The sequence below is a fragment of the Bradyrhizobium japonicum USDA 6 genome (assembly GCF_000284375.1).
GTDB classification, from domain to species: Bacteria; Pseudomonadota; Alphaproteobacteria; order Rhizobiales; family Xanthobacteraceae; genus Bradyrhizobium; species Bradyrhizobium japonicum.
This window is the reverse complement of record NC_017249.1, coordinates 8,035,586-8,051,520: the sequence shown is the minus strand read 5'-3', so window position 1 is coordinate 8,051,520 and position 15,935 is coordinate 8,035,586. Positions and strand designations below refer to the sequence as shown.

Here is a 15,935-nt window from a genome sequence, read left to right as displayed (position 1 = left end):
TATCATTGCGGGCCGGGTCCTTGGCGGCGAACGAGACTATCATAACGAATGATGGCAGTCCTGCTGGTTGTTCTATGTGATCTGCAGCCCTGGCTGAGCTTGGTGATAAAGCAACACCATTCATGGCGTGCTCGATCGGAGCTAGAAGATCTCAGGATCGTCGCCGGCTCTGGAGTTCACAGCCAGGCAATGCGCTTCATCGCTATCTGCTACCGGAACCACGCTATTGGGTTTGCAACTCAATATGGAGGCATGAACGCTGTCGGACGCGTTAGGTGCGTTTCTTGATGCTCGCCGCGTGTTGCTAACATGAGTAGGTAGAACATGAGGAGAATCAAGACGCCACGCATACCGAAGGACTTCCCGAAGTGATCATTATTATGGAGCGGATGGTATCCGGGGCATTTGTCGCAGACGGTGGACCAAACAGCGGAACGGAAGGGCCGTATCACACGGCAGATGATTCGCCTCGGGTGTGAATGTGCTAGCGTCAGCTGACAATATCGACCTTACCGGTGCCGATCCGATACAGGCCTCCGACGACTTTCAGCCGGTTCTGCTCAACTGCAGCCGTCAGAATCGGGCCCGTCGATCTGAGTTTGTTCACATTGTCGATCACATTTTTTCGGGTTGCGTGGGCGGATATATCGCCGGCTTGCCCTAGAGATGCGTTCACCGCGGGAGCAAGTGCGGTCACCAGGGATGAAATGTGCCCTGGCGGCGGCTTATCTTGATGGAGCGACTTGATCGTAGCGTCTATCGCGCCGCAATGATCGTGGCCTAGTACGAGGATTAGCGGCGTGTTCAGTACTGCGACCGCATATTCCATACTGGCGAGCGTATCATCATTAGCGAAGTTGCCGGCGACGCGGCAGACAAACAGATCACCGAGCCCGCTGTCGAACACAAGTTCGGGCGCCACGCGAGAGTCGGCGCAGCTCAAAACCGCCGCATATGGATTTTGGCCTTCGACCAAAGCCGAACGCTCGCGCCTGAAATCGTCGGCTCGCGATGTACCCTGGACATAACGATCGTTTCCCATCAGCAGCCGCTTCAGGGCAGCATCTTGCGACAGCAGGTTATCTGGCTTGGGCGTGCCTTTTGCTTCCCTTGCATCGGCAATTTTATTGCCGAATCGTAGGAAAACTGTCGAAGCAGCAAACAACAACAGCGAACGGCGCGAACGCGCAGTGCTGGTTAAATGGTTCATATTTGGAGAATTGGCTGCATGCATGTGTCGCCTCATCGCACGGCCTTACGCCACCCGGTGGCTTCGGCTTCCGCTTCGCTACAAAGCCAGCGTTCGCTGCGCTTCTTCGTCATATCGATTAGTTCGTAGCTGGCTTGCCCTGGCAGGTGATAAATCCGCTCGCCGCTGCGCTCGACAGTGCCTTTTATCAGGCACTCGGGGGACGGTGGTTCCGACAGCAGGACTGATCCGAGCAGTACTTCCTGCGCGTCGATCGGAACCGACCACGCGCCGATGATCATCGTGCCCTTATTGCGGCGAGGCCAGTCCCACGGAGCGATGAACGCTCCCGACCACAGTCCGGCATGGGCTGTGCTTGCCGACAACTCATAGACAGCGTGAGATGCAGCAGCCGATAGTGCCCAGCCCGAGCGTACCATCCAGACATTCACATTCTCGCCTTCGATGAAGCAGTTACCGAGGGCTCGTCTGTACTCATCGACTCTCTGGGTGTGACAATCCCAGGTTCGCCCATTTGAATGCTTGATAAGCTCGTCGCGAGCAGCTACGCCGCAGGCCCATTTGCGACCGTTGGTGTCGAGACAAATCTGGTCCGTCTCAGGAGCTTCGATGCCTGAGAGCCGAACGTTGGTTTTCTCGATCTCGATCGTATTGCCGTCGAGGATACGCGGAGCACCGCTGAGCGTCGCGGCGCAGACCGGAGATGTGACGAGAGCGAGCAATGCGAACATAATTCCGCGGTTCACCGACAATAACCTTTCGCTCCTGATCCACGTTTCACGCACGATACGGTGCCGATACATTCGACTGCTTGACAGCATTATGTGCGTTATTCCGCCGGCATTTCCGAGCGCTCTATGAGCGCTTCGCCGGAACGCGAACCTACGGCCTGACGCTGCGTAAGGATCAAGTGATTTCTTCGGGGCGGGCGGCGGTATTCTTCGAGCATCGGCTCTCTCACTAGGACCGCGCTGTACCCTCCACCTGAGGGGGAAATCCTCGCGGGCGGGCCGAACGGGCGATGCTGAACAAACCCGAACCCCGGAATGTTGTGTTTTGCAAAAAAGGAGACCGACTATGAAGCGCCGGCGCTCGCGGTGGAGTCAGGCGCTGAGGAGCAACCTTGTTCTGGTCGGCCACGGCTCCCAGCGGCAATCTTGCCGCTGCCGACGGTTCTGCGATGAAATTTCGCATTTCACACGAAAAGATGTGAAAAATCTTGTCTGGCTCGCTCTGACCGATTTAGAAGAAGACGCAATGGAGTTCAGCGTAGACGCCCGCGCATAACTTAGCTCCTTGCGCGAGCAAACCGCGCAAATCCGATGCCTTTTCCGCCCGGCAGGATGATCGTTGATGTCGACCAGGGCAGGTGGAGCACAGTTATAGAAGTGTTTTCCATGCTTCGAAATCCGGATCTATGACGTGCAGACGAATGGGTGCCAGATAAGCTAGGGCCGAGCCAGTCTGGTCCTCGACGTTCTTGCGTACGGCTCTGAGCTTCCCGGTCTGCACGCTCCGAAATGCGCAAGCGCCCAGCGGTATGCTGGGTTGCTACCGGTGAACGGTTTCCGGTAACTTCCTCGCCGGCTTCGTCTCAGCACTCATTTCCTGGTGCCTTCGACGTTGCTACGCAAACTGATGTCCTCACACCGGGTGGAGTGAAGGCGGGAAAACCACATCTCGCAAGCTCGTGCGCGCCGCTGACACTAGGCGGAACAAACGGAATCGCGCGGCCCGACCTTCTTGCGACGGGACGGACTGCTGCGAGAAAGGCACCCGGACCGTTGCGGATGCTAAAACAAAGCAAGTGTAGAGCGCGTATGTCTTGCAATAGGTTCGAGGCGCTCCGCCACTGCGGCAAGATGTTGCTCTGCGGCGGTTTACTCAGGCCTTGGCTCTCCTAAGTCTTCCTCTTCTTTTGGCTCGGTGCGTTGGAACCAGGAGCCAGGGGGAAATTTCGCGATGCGTTTGGCAAAGGAGGATTGTGGCTCCCAATCCTGTCCTTCTCTCTTCTCGAAAGTGATGACCCCGTTGTGTGTAAAATAACGTGGTCCTTGGATACTACAATTCACCAAGAGCAGAACGCGCCACACGCCACCCTTCTCGGCCGGTTTATCATTCCGCTTCGGTAAGTAGTCCACTCCAACTGGTTCAATGATAGTGCAGCGGCCCTGCCGCAGAAGATCGCCGAGCCGGCCTTGCGGGGTAGTCACAAAGTTGAAGTTGGCCGGATCATGCAGAAAGCGAAGATTTGCGTCCCTTTCGCCATCTGCGACTTCACTGGCGATTAGGGAGAGCGCCAGGGCGCGCCAGCCCAATTCCATCGGCTTCGCATAAGTCGACGCAAGTTCAAGCGTGCCGTCGAGGGCGATCTTCCAGGCGATAACGTACTGTTCGTCCGATTTGTTGTCCCGGTGTCTGGTCCACGAAACGAAAATAAAGTCGTTTTGGCCAAGTTCAACAACGCCCCACATTTGAGGCACGAACTGTGCCACCTTCGAGACATTGGAGATAATTTGTTCTATCGTCTCACCATCTTGCGCTCGCCAAGTTGACTTCAGTCGTTCGACAAGGGGACTGTCGCTGGCCCGAATATTATTGCTCATGGCAGCCGGCCAGGCGAGGCAGATTAAAAATCCGACCACGCTAAGCCATAGCGCGGGTCTTCCAGGCATTCTCTTCATAACCCTCGGCCTATCGCGTTTCATCCAAATATCTTGTGAAGCAGGCAACCTCGAACCTGCTATGCCATCGCAAGAAGTTTACGGGGATGCACCCGCTAGCTGTCCCGCGCGAGCAGGCGCTCCCCTCTATGTCATGCGCAGCTAACTTCCCCGGCAGCGACTGCGTCAATTGGCTGAGCTGGACCTGCCCAGAGGAGGAGACTGGGCATTCCGAGGGTCTGCATTCTTCGTGCCAGGCAATAGGCGGAAAATTTCACGGAGTTTGTGTCACTCTTGTCGACTTTCCGACCTTTGCATGTTTTCGATGTTTCTGTTTGGCGTATCCGCCGCAGCTTGTGCATCCATGTCCCGCACCGGATATTTAGCAGAAGAGTTGAACGCCTCGATGCCGGATGCCTGTGGACGGAAGTGGGTTTGCCGCCATTGAGCTGTGTGGTTCGCTATCGTGCCGCCCGCGTTCGAGCTGCGTGATTGCCAAGCACCAAGCCGGCTTGATCCCAGCTCTGAAGTCTGGGTGGCACGCAAATCAACCCCTCGCCAGTTGCTAAATTTCGCCACGTGCCTTGGCCTATTCGCCGCAGATCCTTTAGTTGAGCGAAGAGCTGGCTAGCTGAGGTGCTGGGCGAACCTCTGGAAATCGCAAAGCCGCATTGAAAGCGCTCTGATATAACGTCGGTACTCCCGCCGGCAGGCTGCTTCTGTCCCTTTCATCAATTTAGCGTGCGGCTCCGCCTCAAGGCAGCTCCGATGCTTATCCGGCATCTGAGAAGGATATGTCTGATTATGACATCTCTGATGAGAGAATGTTTCTAGATGGTGAAGTCACAGAGATGCACGGTCATTCGGCTAGCGGATGTCGCAGATTAGCTTGCACATAATCTGAGAGGTTGACGGAAGAGTTCTCCTGCCGATAATCCAAGTCGTCGAGGTTCTCCGGTTCCCATTGATCCGGAGCTAAGAGGGAAGCCGGTGCAAATGCCGGCTCTGCCCCCGCAACTGTGAGCGGCGAGCCGCTGTCCGACGATGTCGCTGAAGCCTGCACGGCTTCGGGAAGGCCGGACAGCAGCGATGACCAGCAAGCCAGGAGACCGGCCCCGACAATATATTGGTCCACGGGCGGGGTGTCTCGGTGGTGCGCCAAGCAGCCGTCGCACGCGCGACTTCTCCTGCCTGCGTCCGCCATGGCCTTTGTCCCCAACAGGGGTTAACGCTATGTCTCCTCTCTCTCTTCCAGTTGCTACGCTCGGAACGCCACGCATCGGCCCAAGGCGTGAGCTCAAGCTCGCTCTAGAAAGCTACTGGGCTGGAAAGATTAGTGAACAGCAGTTGCACGAAGACGCATTCGGCCTACGCGCAGCGAACTGGGCTCGTCAAAAATCGCTCGGCGTCACGATCATTCCGTCAAACGACTTCTCGCTGTATGATCAGGTGCTCGATACAAGCGTCATGGTTGGCGCAATCCCGGAGATCTACGCCGCGAACGGAGAATCCGTTTCGCTCCAAACGTACTTCGCCATGGCCCGCGGATCGCAATGCGGCGAGCAGGATGCGAGTTGCGCCCAGAGCCCGCGGGGATCTGGCGTGCCCGCGCAGGAAATGACCAAGTGGTTCGATACCAACTACCACTACATGGTTCCTGAGTTTTACCGGGGACAGGCGTTCAGACTGTGCTCTCGCAAACCCGTCGAAGAGTATGAGGAAGCGAGGGCTCTTGGCTTTCAGACCCGCCCTGTCCTGATCGGGCCGGTCACATTTTTAAAGCTCGGCAAGAGTACCGATAGTGCGTTCCAGCCCCTCTCTCTCCTCGATGATCTGATACCCGTCTATATCGACCTTCTGCATGAATTAGCCAAACGAGGGGCAAGTTGGGTTCAGTTTGACGAGCCCTGCCTGGTCCTTGATCTGGATGAGGCGGCGCGAAATTCGTTGCTGCACGCCTATAACCGGTTCGCAAAGGAGGGACCCGCTATCAAGATCATGCTTGCGAGCTATTTCGGCGCCCTAGGCGACAATCTGGATACTGCCTTGAGCCTGCCAATTTCCGGTCTGCACGTCGATTTGGTTCGAGCGCCAGAACTATTGGATCAGATCGTTGCTGACGGCCGAAGTGATCTCGTCATGTCGCTCGGTGTCATCGACGGCCGGAATGTGTGGCGGTCGAACTTGCCGTCGCTCCGTCAGCGGCTGAAGCCCTCGATTGCGAAGCTTGGCAGGCACCGTGTACAGCTCGCTCCATCCTGCTCGCTGCTTCACGTGCCGGTCGATGTTGAACTAGAGACCGGGCTCGCGTCCGACGTCAAGAGCTGGCTTGCTTTCTCGGTTCAGAAGATGCGTGAGCTTGCGATCCTGGCGCGGGTACTCGCAGGCGACCAGAATGTTGGGCTAGCTCTTGCCGAGTCGGAATGCGCTGCGACTGCCCGCCGGACCTCGCCGAAGATCCATAATGCCAACGTCGCTGTCCGAATGAGGGCGATCGATCAGACGATGCGCCAGCGCGCCACCCCGTTTGCCCGTCGTTCCGAGATCCAAAGGGAACGCTTTGGACTACCGGCTTTTCCCACCACGACGATAGGATCGTTTCCGCAGACCACAGCGGTGCGAAATGCTCGCGCGGCGCATGCGCGAGGTGCGATGAGCGAGGAGCAATACGACAGGTTCCTCAAAGAGGAGATAGCCCGCGCCGTACGTTGGCAGGAGGACATCGGTCTTGACGTCCTCGTTCATGGCGAATTCGAGCGTAATGACATGGTGCAGTACTTCAGCGAGCAACTCGCCGGCTTCGCATTTACAAGGAATGGATGGGTTCAGTCCTATGGTTCGCGCTGCGTTAGGCCCCCGATCCTGTTTGGCGATGTAGTGCGGCCGAAGCCGATCACCGTGGAATGGTGGCGCTACGCGCAATCACTAACTAGTAAGCCGATGAAGGCGATGTTGACCGGACCGGTGACGATCCTGAACTGGTCGTTTGTTCGCGATGATATTCCTAGAAGCGAGGTCTGCCGTCAGCTTGCGCTCGCGATGCGCGATGAAGTCCGCGATCTCGAGAATGCCGGTGCGGCGATGATACAGATCGACGAAGCTGCACTTCGCGAAGGATTGCCATTGCGCCGGTCGGACTGGAAGGCATATCTCGATTGGGCCGGAGATTGCTTCCGCATCTGCTCATCGGGCGTTACCGATCAAACGCAAATCCATACACATATGTGCTACTCAGAGTTTAACGACATCATCGGTGCGATCGCTGCAATGGATGCGGATGTCATTTCAATCGAGACGTCGCGATCGAAAATGGAGCTGCTGGATGCGTTCAGGAGGTACGAATATCCAAATCAAATCGGACCGGGCGTGTACGACATTCACTCTCCGCGCGTTCCCGAGACGGACGAAATGAAGGAGCTGATCGTGCTAGCTCGGACGCGCTTGCAGGATTCTCAGCTCTGGGTCAATCCGGACTGCGGCCTAAAAACGCGCAAATGGGAGGAGGTTCGGCCTGCGCTCGCCAACATGGTCGCTGCCGCGCGCGAACTGCGCGCTGCATCCGATCCGCAAATCCGTTGATCCCGAGCTCCGGTCTGTTCTCGACAAAGCTAATTGGGTTATGGTGATTTACGCTTTCCACATTATCGAGGCTATCCTTGCCGCTGACAAAATGCCCGGTCCACTTCGTGGACCGGGGAAGGTACGGTCTCGGAGAAAAGATGGTGACGCGTTACGCTAGTTTCGTCGGCCGCGGGAGAATTGCCGGCTGCTCGATCAAGGCGACGACATTCGCCGAAAATCTGCGACCCATTCAAGCAGAAGTGCCGCAGCTCAATCATGCCATGGTACGCGGCCGTCTAGGCTGTGATTTGTCGCTCATGGGCACGTTGGCAACGGCCGCGACAGCAATGAGAAAACTAATGCTTGACGGACACCGCAAGGCACCGGCGCGGATTCGGTCCGCTCGGAGATGCCGTCAGGCTCCCTCAATCAATCCACGCTAGATAGTTTCCGAAGAGAGGACGTCAAAGGCACTCCGTACCCCAACTCACGCCAATCCATTTGGAATAACGGCTATCCGGGCCAGATACGCCAATGCGTCGGCCGCACAGCGATTTGCTCTCCGGTATTCGCGTTGATCCATCCGCCGAAGATCCGGCGGCAAGGAAAGACCACCCGGTGAATTGAATTACCCTCGATCACGGCAATCTCCAGATCCTGATCGAAGGGCGGCGCCTTTCCAAGCTGCTCCCATGTCAGATCATTAGATGCTGGGCGGTGTTCATAGCTGCGGGGTGACAAATTCAGATAACCTTGTTAACACCGCGCACATCGCTTGGGTTCTGCGCGGACGGGCCCAAGCCGATAACGTTCGGATGGCCCGCGTTCTCGATCGCGTCAGCCGCGGCGGAGGGCTATCGGCCATGCGCTGTTGTGACGAAACATGATCCGCTCGCGAACTGAAATATTTAGATCTGCGCCACGAAACGACATCTGAGCTTTGGTCGAATTGATTTGGATCAGCTCAAGGCCTCGGCCGTTGATATTTGTAGCTGTGCTGCACAAGTTAGACTGGACTCCAGCTCCAGTAATCCGGCCCGGAGCAGGGTAAATGGTCCGGCCGTCTGTCATATCACGTCCCTTGTTGGTGAGACACATCTCCTTATCCTCCGGCGTCATCGTGTTGGTTGTGTGTGGGGGGCCTCCCTCACGCGCGCATTTTCTTAACACCGTTAGATGGGCGGCATCGCTCTGAGCCCATAGCAGGGCCGTCCCGCAGGCCGATAAAGTAGATGCCGTCGCAAGTCGGCGCAATTTATCATGTGGCCGGTCATTGGCCGCCGCGCGGCTGCGGCTGCGTCTGGTAGCAGTCCTAGGAACGGCAGCGGGTACCCGGGCAAGAAAGCATCATGGGCGTCAAGCATTTCGGTCCGCCGTGCGTCTGACCTTACTAGAAGACCACTTCTATCAGAGGCAGCCGCTGCAGCATTGATGCTTGTCAAAAAGTTGTGCGCGTCCGGGATCGGAGGCTCGTGACCGCTACCAGCCGCAGACGCTCGTCGACATGTTCCGAACTCGCGCTTCAGCCAGCGCCTCGCGTTCTCTGCAACAGACCAACGCGTTGAATTGAGGTGCAACCCACGCCCATGGCTAGGACAACTTTTCGCCATTGCTCCGTGCACGCCGACGGTCAATTGATGCTTCGCCTTTCACTCGGTGGCCTTGCCGGGCGCTGATAGACCTTAAGCTCCGGCGCTGAAGTCCTGGACCGGGCTTATCGAAACGTGGGCTAGGACAAGCGTGATGAGCGGCTTCTGCAATCGCGTCTTCAGGTGGACCGCCGATGCAAGTTCGGGGTTCTTGGTGCCCAGCGATCGCTTGCGCGCATAGCCGCCGGCGCATGGCAGAAATCAGCCCGCGATAAGCCTGCACTTGCGGCAGTCGTTCACAAGACTATCGCGGACAACTCGTAAAGTTCACGGCGGACTTTCTTGGCCTATCTTCGGAGGATCAGACAGACCTCTTGGGATGCTCCTTGAGGCAAATCAAATACTCCCCGCGCGAATGGCAGAATAGTGGATAAGCAAACCACACAAAGAGAGGGGGCATGCCTTCATTTAGCGTCCGGTTTATGAAGATCGTTTGCGACGATGCCGGCGGCGAGCATCGTGCGTGCCAGGCAGCATTCAAGGTCGATGCCGCCTCGCTGAGTGCTGCTGCTCAGCAGGCGGAGACCGATTTCTGCCGGCAAAGGCGGGTCCGCGATTGGACAATCTTCGCCGATGTACTGGAGCTTCGAACACCGCCTGCATGAGCCAATCCGTCCACATCATCTTCGAGCATTCCGCGAGGACGAGCTCTCCTGAGTTGCAAGGGCGTCGCACTTTCCGGGTTTCCAAGGAAGTTTAAGGTCTTCAACTCCGGCCAATGCTCTCAGTTCACGCCCGTGACATTCACCGGCGTCCTCGCCAGTCATGGTATTCTTCGGCTATGGCATCCGGCGCGACGACGTGTTCGTCGAGCATGCCTACGACATTGTGTCCGGCTCCGCGTTTCAATCGGATGAGACTTTGCCCTTTTACAGTGACCGGCGTCCACTTCGAACCTTGGCAGCGGTGCTCCGCATCAGCCTTACTTCCGCCCGCTGCCATTCCGTGCGGTAGCCTTACTGTGGCAAACGTTCCAATTATACAATTTGAACCACGCCGGCAGCCGTATATGGAATCCCGAAGGGACGGCAAATACGTCATCCGCCGGCGAACCTGCCAGGTCAGATAGGTTGAATTCGTGGTGTAGAGCACGTATCCGGCAATGGTGTAGAGCGCATCTGACCAGCCGGCCAAGGCGGGATCATCCCAGTGGGTAGAGAACAGACGATCGCGCTGCTCCGCGTCTGTCCTCTGCGGCAGCGGGCACACAAGCTGGCACGCGGGTCCGCCATCGGATCAAGGACCGCTACCTGGACGAACTGAATGAGGACGCCGAAGGAATTGTGAACACGTTGCGGAAGCTTAACGTGACCGTGCATCGACCGATGACACTCGATGCGTCCACCGTGGAGGTTCGCACCCTTGCTTGGTTGGCCGCAGTCGTGCCGCCGCTCAATGTCCGCGACATAGCGTTAGTGGTTGGAGACGAATTGATCGAGACCCCTCCTATGCTCCGCTCACGATACTTCGAGACGCAATTTCTCAAGCCAATCTTCGCGTCCTATTTCGACCGAGGCGCGCGATGGTCAGTGATGCCGCGCCCGTTGATGACTAACCGTTCATTTGACCGCTCCTACGCCCTGTCAACGACCGGTGGTCCAACGGAACCGATCCACCATCCCGGAACACATCCCTATGACGTTGGCCTCGAGATGATGTGGGACGGTGCGCAGTGTTTGCGTGTTGGACGCGACCTCGTCGTAAATATCGCTACCAAGAATCACGCGATGCCATGTGATTGGCTTGAGCGCCATTTGCAAGGACGATTTCGGATCCACCGTGCCTACAAGCTCTGCGATAGCCATATTGATAGTATGGTCATAGCGCTTGCGCCGGGGCCGCTGCTCGTGCGGTCTCGCGAGGTGGCGGACTATTTGCCAGAAGCAATGCGCAACTGGGACATGATAGTAGCGCCCGAGCCAACCAAAAATAGTTTTCCGGCTTACAACGACGACGATCTGCTGTTGTCCAGTCTTTACATTGATGTCAACGTCCTCTCGGTCGCTCCTGACGTCGTCTTAGTCAACGACGCCTGCCCCGAGCTGGCTCGGATCCTTGAACAGTTCAGCTTTCAGGTTGTCCCGGTTCGGCGCCGCCATAGACGGATCTTCGGCGGTGGGTTCCATTGCGTTACTCTCGACACGGTTCGCGAAGGCGGGCCGGAGGATTACTTCAGCTAGTACCGACGATCGTCTGCTTTCCGGGCAACGATCTGCTAAGCCGCTGCTTTGGGAGCCTCATACCTGGCGAAGCTTATGCTGCATCAGCTAGTTGGGAGAAAAATCGTAGCGTAGGCTGGCATTGCCGTAGTTGAGCCACCTAGATAGACTCTCCGCCGCGTTTGAGGTCGACATTGACGGGTGCCTCTCCGGGCGCCGTAAGTCGGGACGTGCACACGCTCACATCTTGCGGCACCATTGTGCGCGTGACCGTCTTCCCTTATCAGGACGGGAGCTTTTGAATGTCATTTGATCGTCCAGTGACTTAAAGGAAACTGTTGCTTCGATGTCACCAGATCGGTGAACAGCCGATCTACGCTTGTGCGAAAAAGAGCCACCACATGTTCGATATCTATTTGAACCAAAGAAACGATCTTTTGGTCGTGCCGAGAGGCTTTGCGATCCCCGCGGGATTGGGCGGGAATTGGAAACGAAAGAAGCGGGCGGTTCGTTTCGTGAGCGACGTCATTCGTCAGGATGTACAACGGCGTGGCTACTACCGACGTCGTTTGATCTCAAGTCGGTCGAAGTCGGCAGTCGAGACCACCTCACGCTCCTAGTCAACGCAGCTATCTAATGCTGAACCGTTCTTCGGAAGAGTCCTGGCAAGATGCAGTCGAAAAGCGTTGCTTACCGCGGCGACGGCAGGCGGGTGTCGTGCAATCGGCTTTAGGAGGAAGCTCTCTTTTGAAAAGCGGCTCGCAGCTCTGGAGCTTACCTCAAAATATGTAATATGGGCTTTTCCTTAAGTCGATGGCGTGCGCGAGTTTTCAGTTGTCGATACTGAAGATACTCGCCTGCAGCCGCACGGTCTGGCGAGTATCGAAGTCGTTAAGCAGCATTTGGCTATCTATTTTAGCAGCGGCCCGGAGTGGACGGACCGTATGAAGCGGATTGCGAGCCGCGCGACCCCACTCGATGTTTTCGGCCAAAAGCTGATCGAGCGGAAGGCCGGGTGCTGGATTATCACCGAAGAGGGAAGAGAGTACTTGAGGCGCTCGAAAACTTAGATCGGGGTACTATGCAGGCGCAGGTTGAGCGAGAGATCGCGCAAGAGCCGAAAGCTGAGCTGCCGCTCCCTTTGGTTTCTCGGCTGGAAGCGAACACGGGCAGAAAGCGTCCCACGGCATGCGATTGAGCCGACGTAAACCGATGTCGACGTGGAGGAAAGCCGCTTGAACCCTTGCTGGTGGTGATGCAGTTCGACTGGATTGCGAAGTTCAATCTAGAAACAGTGTCGTTGTAATCAGTGTTGTGGAGTCGTTGAACGCGACCAAAGATATTGACCTGAGGGACGAAGGATTTGGCCTCTTCGTGCACATCAGTGTCATCGAGACGGTCGGCTAAACTGATTTCCCGGAAGGCATCCGGGTCAAATACGAGAAGGGGACCAAGAACCCCATGTATTGGTTGGCGAAGGCAGCCGACGAAGGTCTCTGCTCGTCTTTAAGCGGTCTACGCCTGTGGTGTCCTGATCGGCGGTGGACGCCAGTCGTGCTGGATTTTCAGCAAATTTCTTATCCCGAAAATTGGGCATGATGATCTTGCACTGGAATTGAGGGCATCACTGGCAGCGGGCTGCACTCGGAGAACGAGCTCGACATATGAGCATTTTGGATGTGAGGCGCGGCGCGCGTGAACTTCACCAATAACCTACCACTTCAGTCGAGGCCATCAAGCGGCGGCGCTCTTTGCGCGAGTTGAATACGACCAAAAGCGAACTTGACAAAGAGCGCGTGATCAAAGGTGAGTGTGCCTTTAATCATTCTCGTCAGCCACCTCTCTAAGCAATATCGCGGAGACACAACATCTTTCCGTTCTCTGGGCGCACCTCCTTATTTGGACCTGTTGATCTCTATCGCGATTTGGCTCTCGCTTATTCGAGAGCGTGTCGGTTGTTTAGCTCCGGATATAAAGGCGTCGATTGGAACGCTATCAGAACGCGACGTGCGTATGAAGTTTACAATTGCGCAGCTGCAACAGTGCAGACACCTCGCTTCGGAAGACATGCCAAAGCTTACACTTGGCGCGATGTCCTATAATATTGTCTATTTTTTTACCGTCGTCGCGCCGAGAAAACTATGTTACAAGCCGCTCCGCTAAAAAGGAGCATTCATCGTGAAGAAAGCAACTAAGAAAAGCGTTAAGCGGCGCGAATGGACGAAGGCAGATATCAAGGAGCTCAAAGTCCACTCGAAGGCCAGGACCCCGGTGATAAAAATAGCAAAGATGACCAAACGCAGTGTCGGTGCGCTCCGCCAGAAGGCCTTAAATCTTGGAATCGGACTCGGACATCAGCGGTAGCTTGGGCCGCGCTGGTACTTGCACGGTAGGGCGGCTCGCAGGCCGCCCTCAGTGCCCATAGAAGGTTCTCTAGCAAATTGGGTTTGCCGATTCGCGCTGAGGGGTTTTTTGGATGGCGTTTCAATGTGGCGGTGGGGCTCCAGCATCCTCATTGATGGACTTTGTTAGAAAGTGTTGGTCTAAAAGGTTATGTCCGGTCGTGATTCATAATCGGCATTGAAGACATTGTCTTGCTCGTAGCCCTACCAAGGATGTTCCACATGAACGGCGGAAAAATCTCGTCTTCGTGAGTAGAGACGCGGCCAAGCGCGCTTGCTGATCGCGTTATCCCGTGGCATGTTGGATCAGGTCCGTCATTCAGCCTCCTTAGCCCCTGTCAGGGGAAGAGCGACGTTGCGGATCCGCTAACCCAAATACTTCGTGCGGCTTGGACGATTGCGCTTGTCGAAAGAAAGTTGGCCGGAGCTATAATCCAATGTGTTGACCGGCTAGCCGCGGCGCTCACTCAAGTGTGACCCCCGCGATATGACCTGATTCTTTGCAGCACTCCGCTCATATCCCGAAATGTCTTGGAGTATGCCGAGAATCAGCGAGGTGCAGTCGCATTTACATACGTAGCAACCTGCCATGTGCTCGCGCGGTCTTCGGCAAACGTCCGTATAGTTCTTTCCAACCTTCCTACATCCGAGTCAATCTTGCTGCAATTGAGCAGTTGCTTAATTTCGTTCTATTGGTCGAGCAATCGGAGGCGCGATTGCAGTTACCCTTCTGTGATCCCGCCCGATCAAAGTGAATGGGTCTTAGGTCATGAGTAGCAGCCAAAATTCTGTCGTTTCGTCGCTTTGTACGCAAGCTGTTGGTCCTCATGCGATCGGGCGGCTCGCTTTGCTTCGCCCAATCGAGCTAGCGCCGACAGGGGGGCGCGTGCCCAGCACGAGCGCCTGACGATAAGCGGACGTTTTGGTCGTTCACCTGAGTGTGCTTTCTCTCGGTCTTCCACGATCTGGGACCACACTCCTGGCTCATTTGCTGAAGCTCCATCCAGACATTGTGGCTCCGCCTGAACCCTGGTTAATGTTGGCGCTCGAGGCGTTTGGCAAGGTGGATCGGCGCCATCCGGGGGGCAGCGCACTGATTGAGGCCGCAACCTCCGAATTCTTAGGACGGATAGACCGCGCGATCGTTAGCCGCGCTTTTGCAGAAGCAGCATACGATCAGTATCTGGCAGAAGCGGGTAAGCGCATCATCATAGATAAGACACCACGCTATGGACGGTCCTTGACTTTGTTGAATCCGTCTATCCAGAAGCGCCACACATCCTTCTGATGCGCAATCCCTACGCCATCGCCGCTTCATTGAAATCGACCTGGGATTCCATGGCGGGCAGACAGCTCGCAGCCGGTCAGCGTTTCCAGTCTCACTGATCTCATGCTTCGTCTGCCCGATGGCATAATATCTTCACTCCCCGATTTGGTTTTGGGTCTTCCTAGGCTCGCCGAGCAACGTACTCGCCCGCAGGCCCATTTGGTGCAATACGAACTGCTCGTGGCGCGTCCGGACGAGGAAATCCAACGTGTACTGACAGGGCTCGGCTGTGATCCAGATGGCGTCGCATCGGCTAGCATAGGACGAGCAGATTATCTTCAAGCCAGCAGCTTTGGGGATCGAAAAAACGTGGAACGAAACGCCATCCACGGAAGCTCAGTCAAATCACGGCAATCTCAATTGTGCGTCGAGGAGATGCAAACCGTGACCGATCTGGTCGGTGCCGAGCTTTTGCTGGAACTCGGATATGAGCAGGAACTGCTGCATGCCCAGAAATCCGGAGTTCTAGACAGGGGGCGGGAGGTAACTGAACCCTATCGCCGTATATTCCGCACCTGGTGGGATATGCGAAGTACCAATGCGGGAGGATTGCCCGGCTCATCTTACGCTGGAGAGCCGGTCCACACTGCTTTGAACATTTCGGAGAACCGAGACGTGGCTATCGAGACGTTGCGAGGGGAGGTCCCGCGGCTTGAGCAGATCCTCAGCATCTCCTAAGGACGCTGGCGATGGTAACGTCTGGCAAGCTTTCTTCCCTTTTTGGCCGCCGCTCGTCGGCGAATACCTTCGGCGTAGGCCTGTACCTTCGCATCGCGAGGCAATGCTGTCACGAACATGCGCCATCCTGAGCTACGAAGCCCCGCCGCGTGTTCGGGTCATGCTCCGTTCCGCCTTTCCTGGTTGATCGCCATGAAGGCGCCATAGGCGCAGCCGAAAAGGAAGCGAAGCTCATCCTTGGCAAGCGACAGAGATGATCACTTGATGATCCGCTCTGGTCAACCGC

At 56.3% G+C, this 15,935-nt stretch carries 10 protein-coding genes and 1 riboswitch; of the genes, 6 read left to right on the top strand and 4 right to left on the bottom strand.

Features of this window, described 5'->3' with window-relative positions:
* Positions 1-490: 490 nt before the first annotated feature.
* The 4 genes from BJ6T_RS37505 to BJ6T_RS46375 all read right to left on the bottom strand — a co-directional run bounded on the left by BJ6T_RS37505 (position 491) and on the right by BJ6T_RS46375 (position 4,452).
* The gene (locus tag BJ6T_RS37505; RefSeq protein ID WP_014497788.1) at positions 491-1,234 is read right to left on the bottom strand and encodes a carbonic anhydrase; all 744 of its coding nucleotides are present in this window, start codon (positions 1,232-1,234) and stop codon (positions 491-493) included.
* A gap of 8 nt (positions 1,235-1,242) precedes the next feature.
* A complete protein-coding gene (locus BJ6T_RS37500; RefSeq protein WP_240537930.1) occupies positions 1,243-2,013 on the bottom strand; it encodes a thermonuclease family protein in 771 nt (256 codons plus the stop codon).
* Between the two features lie 1,077 nt (positions 2,014-3,090).
* Positions 3,091-3,816 carry a hypothetical protein gene (locus tag BJ6T_RS37495; RefSeq protein ID WP_014497786.1) on the bottom strand — a complete coding sequence of 242 codons (726 nt, stop codon included), beginning with the start codon at positions 3,814-3,816 and terminating at the stop codon, positions 3,091-3,093.
* A 345-nt stretch (positions 3,817-4,161) separates the two neighbouring features.
* On the bottom strand, positions 4,162-4,452 hold the full coding sequence (locus BJ6T_RS46375) for a hypothetical protein (protein WP_131234261.1): 291 nt from the start codon (positions 4,450-4,452) through the stop codon (positions 4,162-4,164).
* Between the two features lie 351 nt (positions 4,453-4,803).
* A riboswitch (cobalamin riboswitch) is annotated at positions 4,804-5,005 on the top strand.
* 101 nt (positions 5,006-5,106) lie between these two features.
* Here BJ6T_RS46375 and metE point away from each other — a divergent pair.
* The 6 genes from metE (at position 5,107) to BJ6T_RS49300 (ending at position 15,649) form a co-directional block, all read left to right on the top strand.
* Positions 5,107-7,452, top strand: coding sequence for a 5-methyltetrahydropteroyltriglutamate--homocysteine S-methyltransferase (gene metE / locus BJ6T_RS37490; RefSeq protein ID WP_011084864.1), 2,346 nt, complete (start codon positions 5,107-5,109; stop codon positions 7,450-7,452).
* 2,029 nt (positions 7,453-9,481) lie between these two features.
* Complete coding sequence (locus tag BJ6T_RS37485) at positions 9,482-9,688, top strand: hypothetical protein (RefSeq protein WP_026312600.1); 207 nt, start codon at positions 9,482-9,484, stop codon at positions 9,686-9,688.
* A 702-nt stretch (positions 9,689-10,390) separates the two neighbouring features.
* Entirely contained in the window at positions 10,391-11,263 is an 873-nt protein-coding gene (locus BJ6T_RS37475) for a glycine amidinotransferase (RefSeq protein ID WP_197535737.1), read from the top strand.
* Positions 11,264-13,420: 2,157 nt separating this feature from the next.
* Complete coding sequence (locus tag BJ6T_RS44285) at positions 13,421-13,606, top strand: hypothetical protein (RefSeq protein WP_014497780.1); 186 nt, start codon at positions 13,421-13,423, stop codon at positions 13,604-13,606.
* A gap of 978 nt (positions 13,607-14,584) precedes the next feature.
* Positions 14,585-14,932 carry a sulfotransferase gene (locus tag BJ6T_RS49305; RefSeq protein ID WP_011084869.1) on the top strand — a complete coding sequence of 116 codons (348 nt, stop codon included), beginning with the start codon at positions 14,585-14,587 and terminating at the stop codon, positions 14,930-14,932.
* A 201-nt stretch (positions 14,933-15,133) separates the two neighbouring features.
* A complete protein-coding gene (locus BJ6T_RS49300) occupies positions 15,134-15,649 on the top strand; it encodes a NoeE-like protein (protein ID WP_244442032.1) in 516 nt (171 codons plus the stop codon).
* Positions 15,650-15,935: the final 286 nt, after the last annotated feature.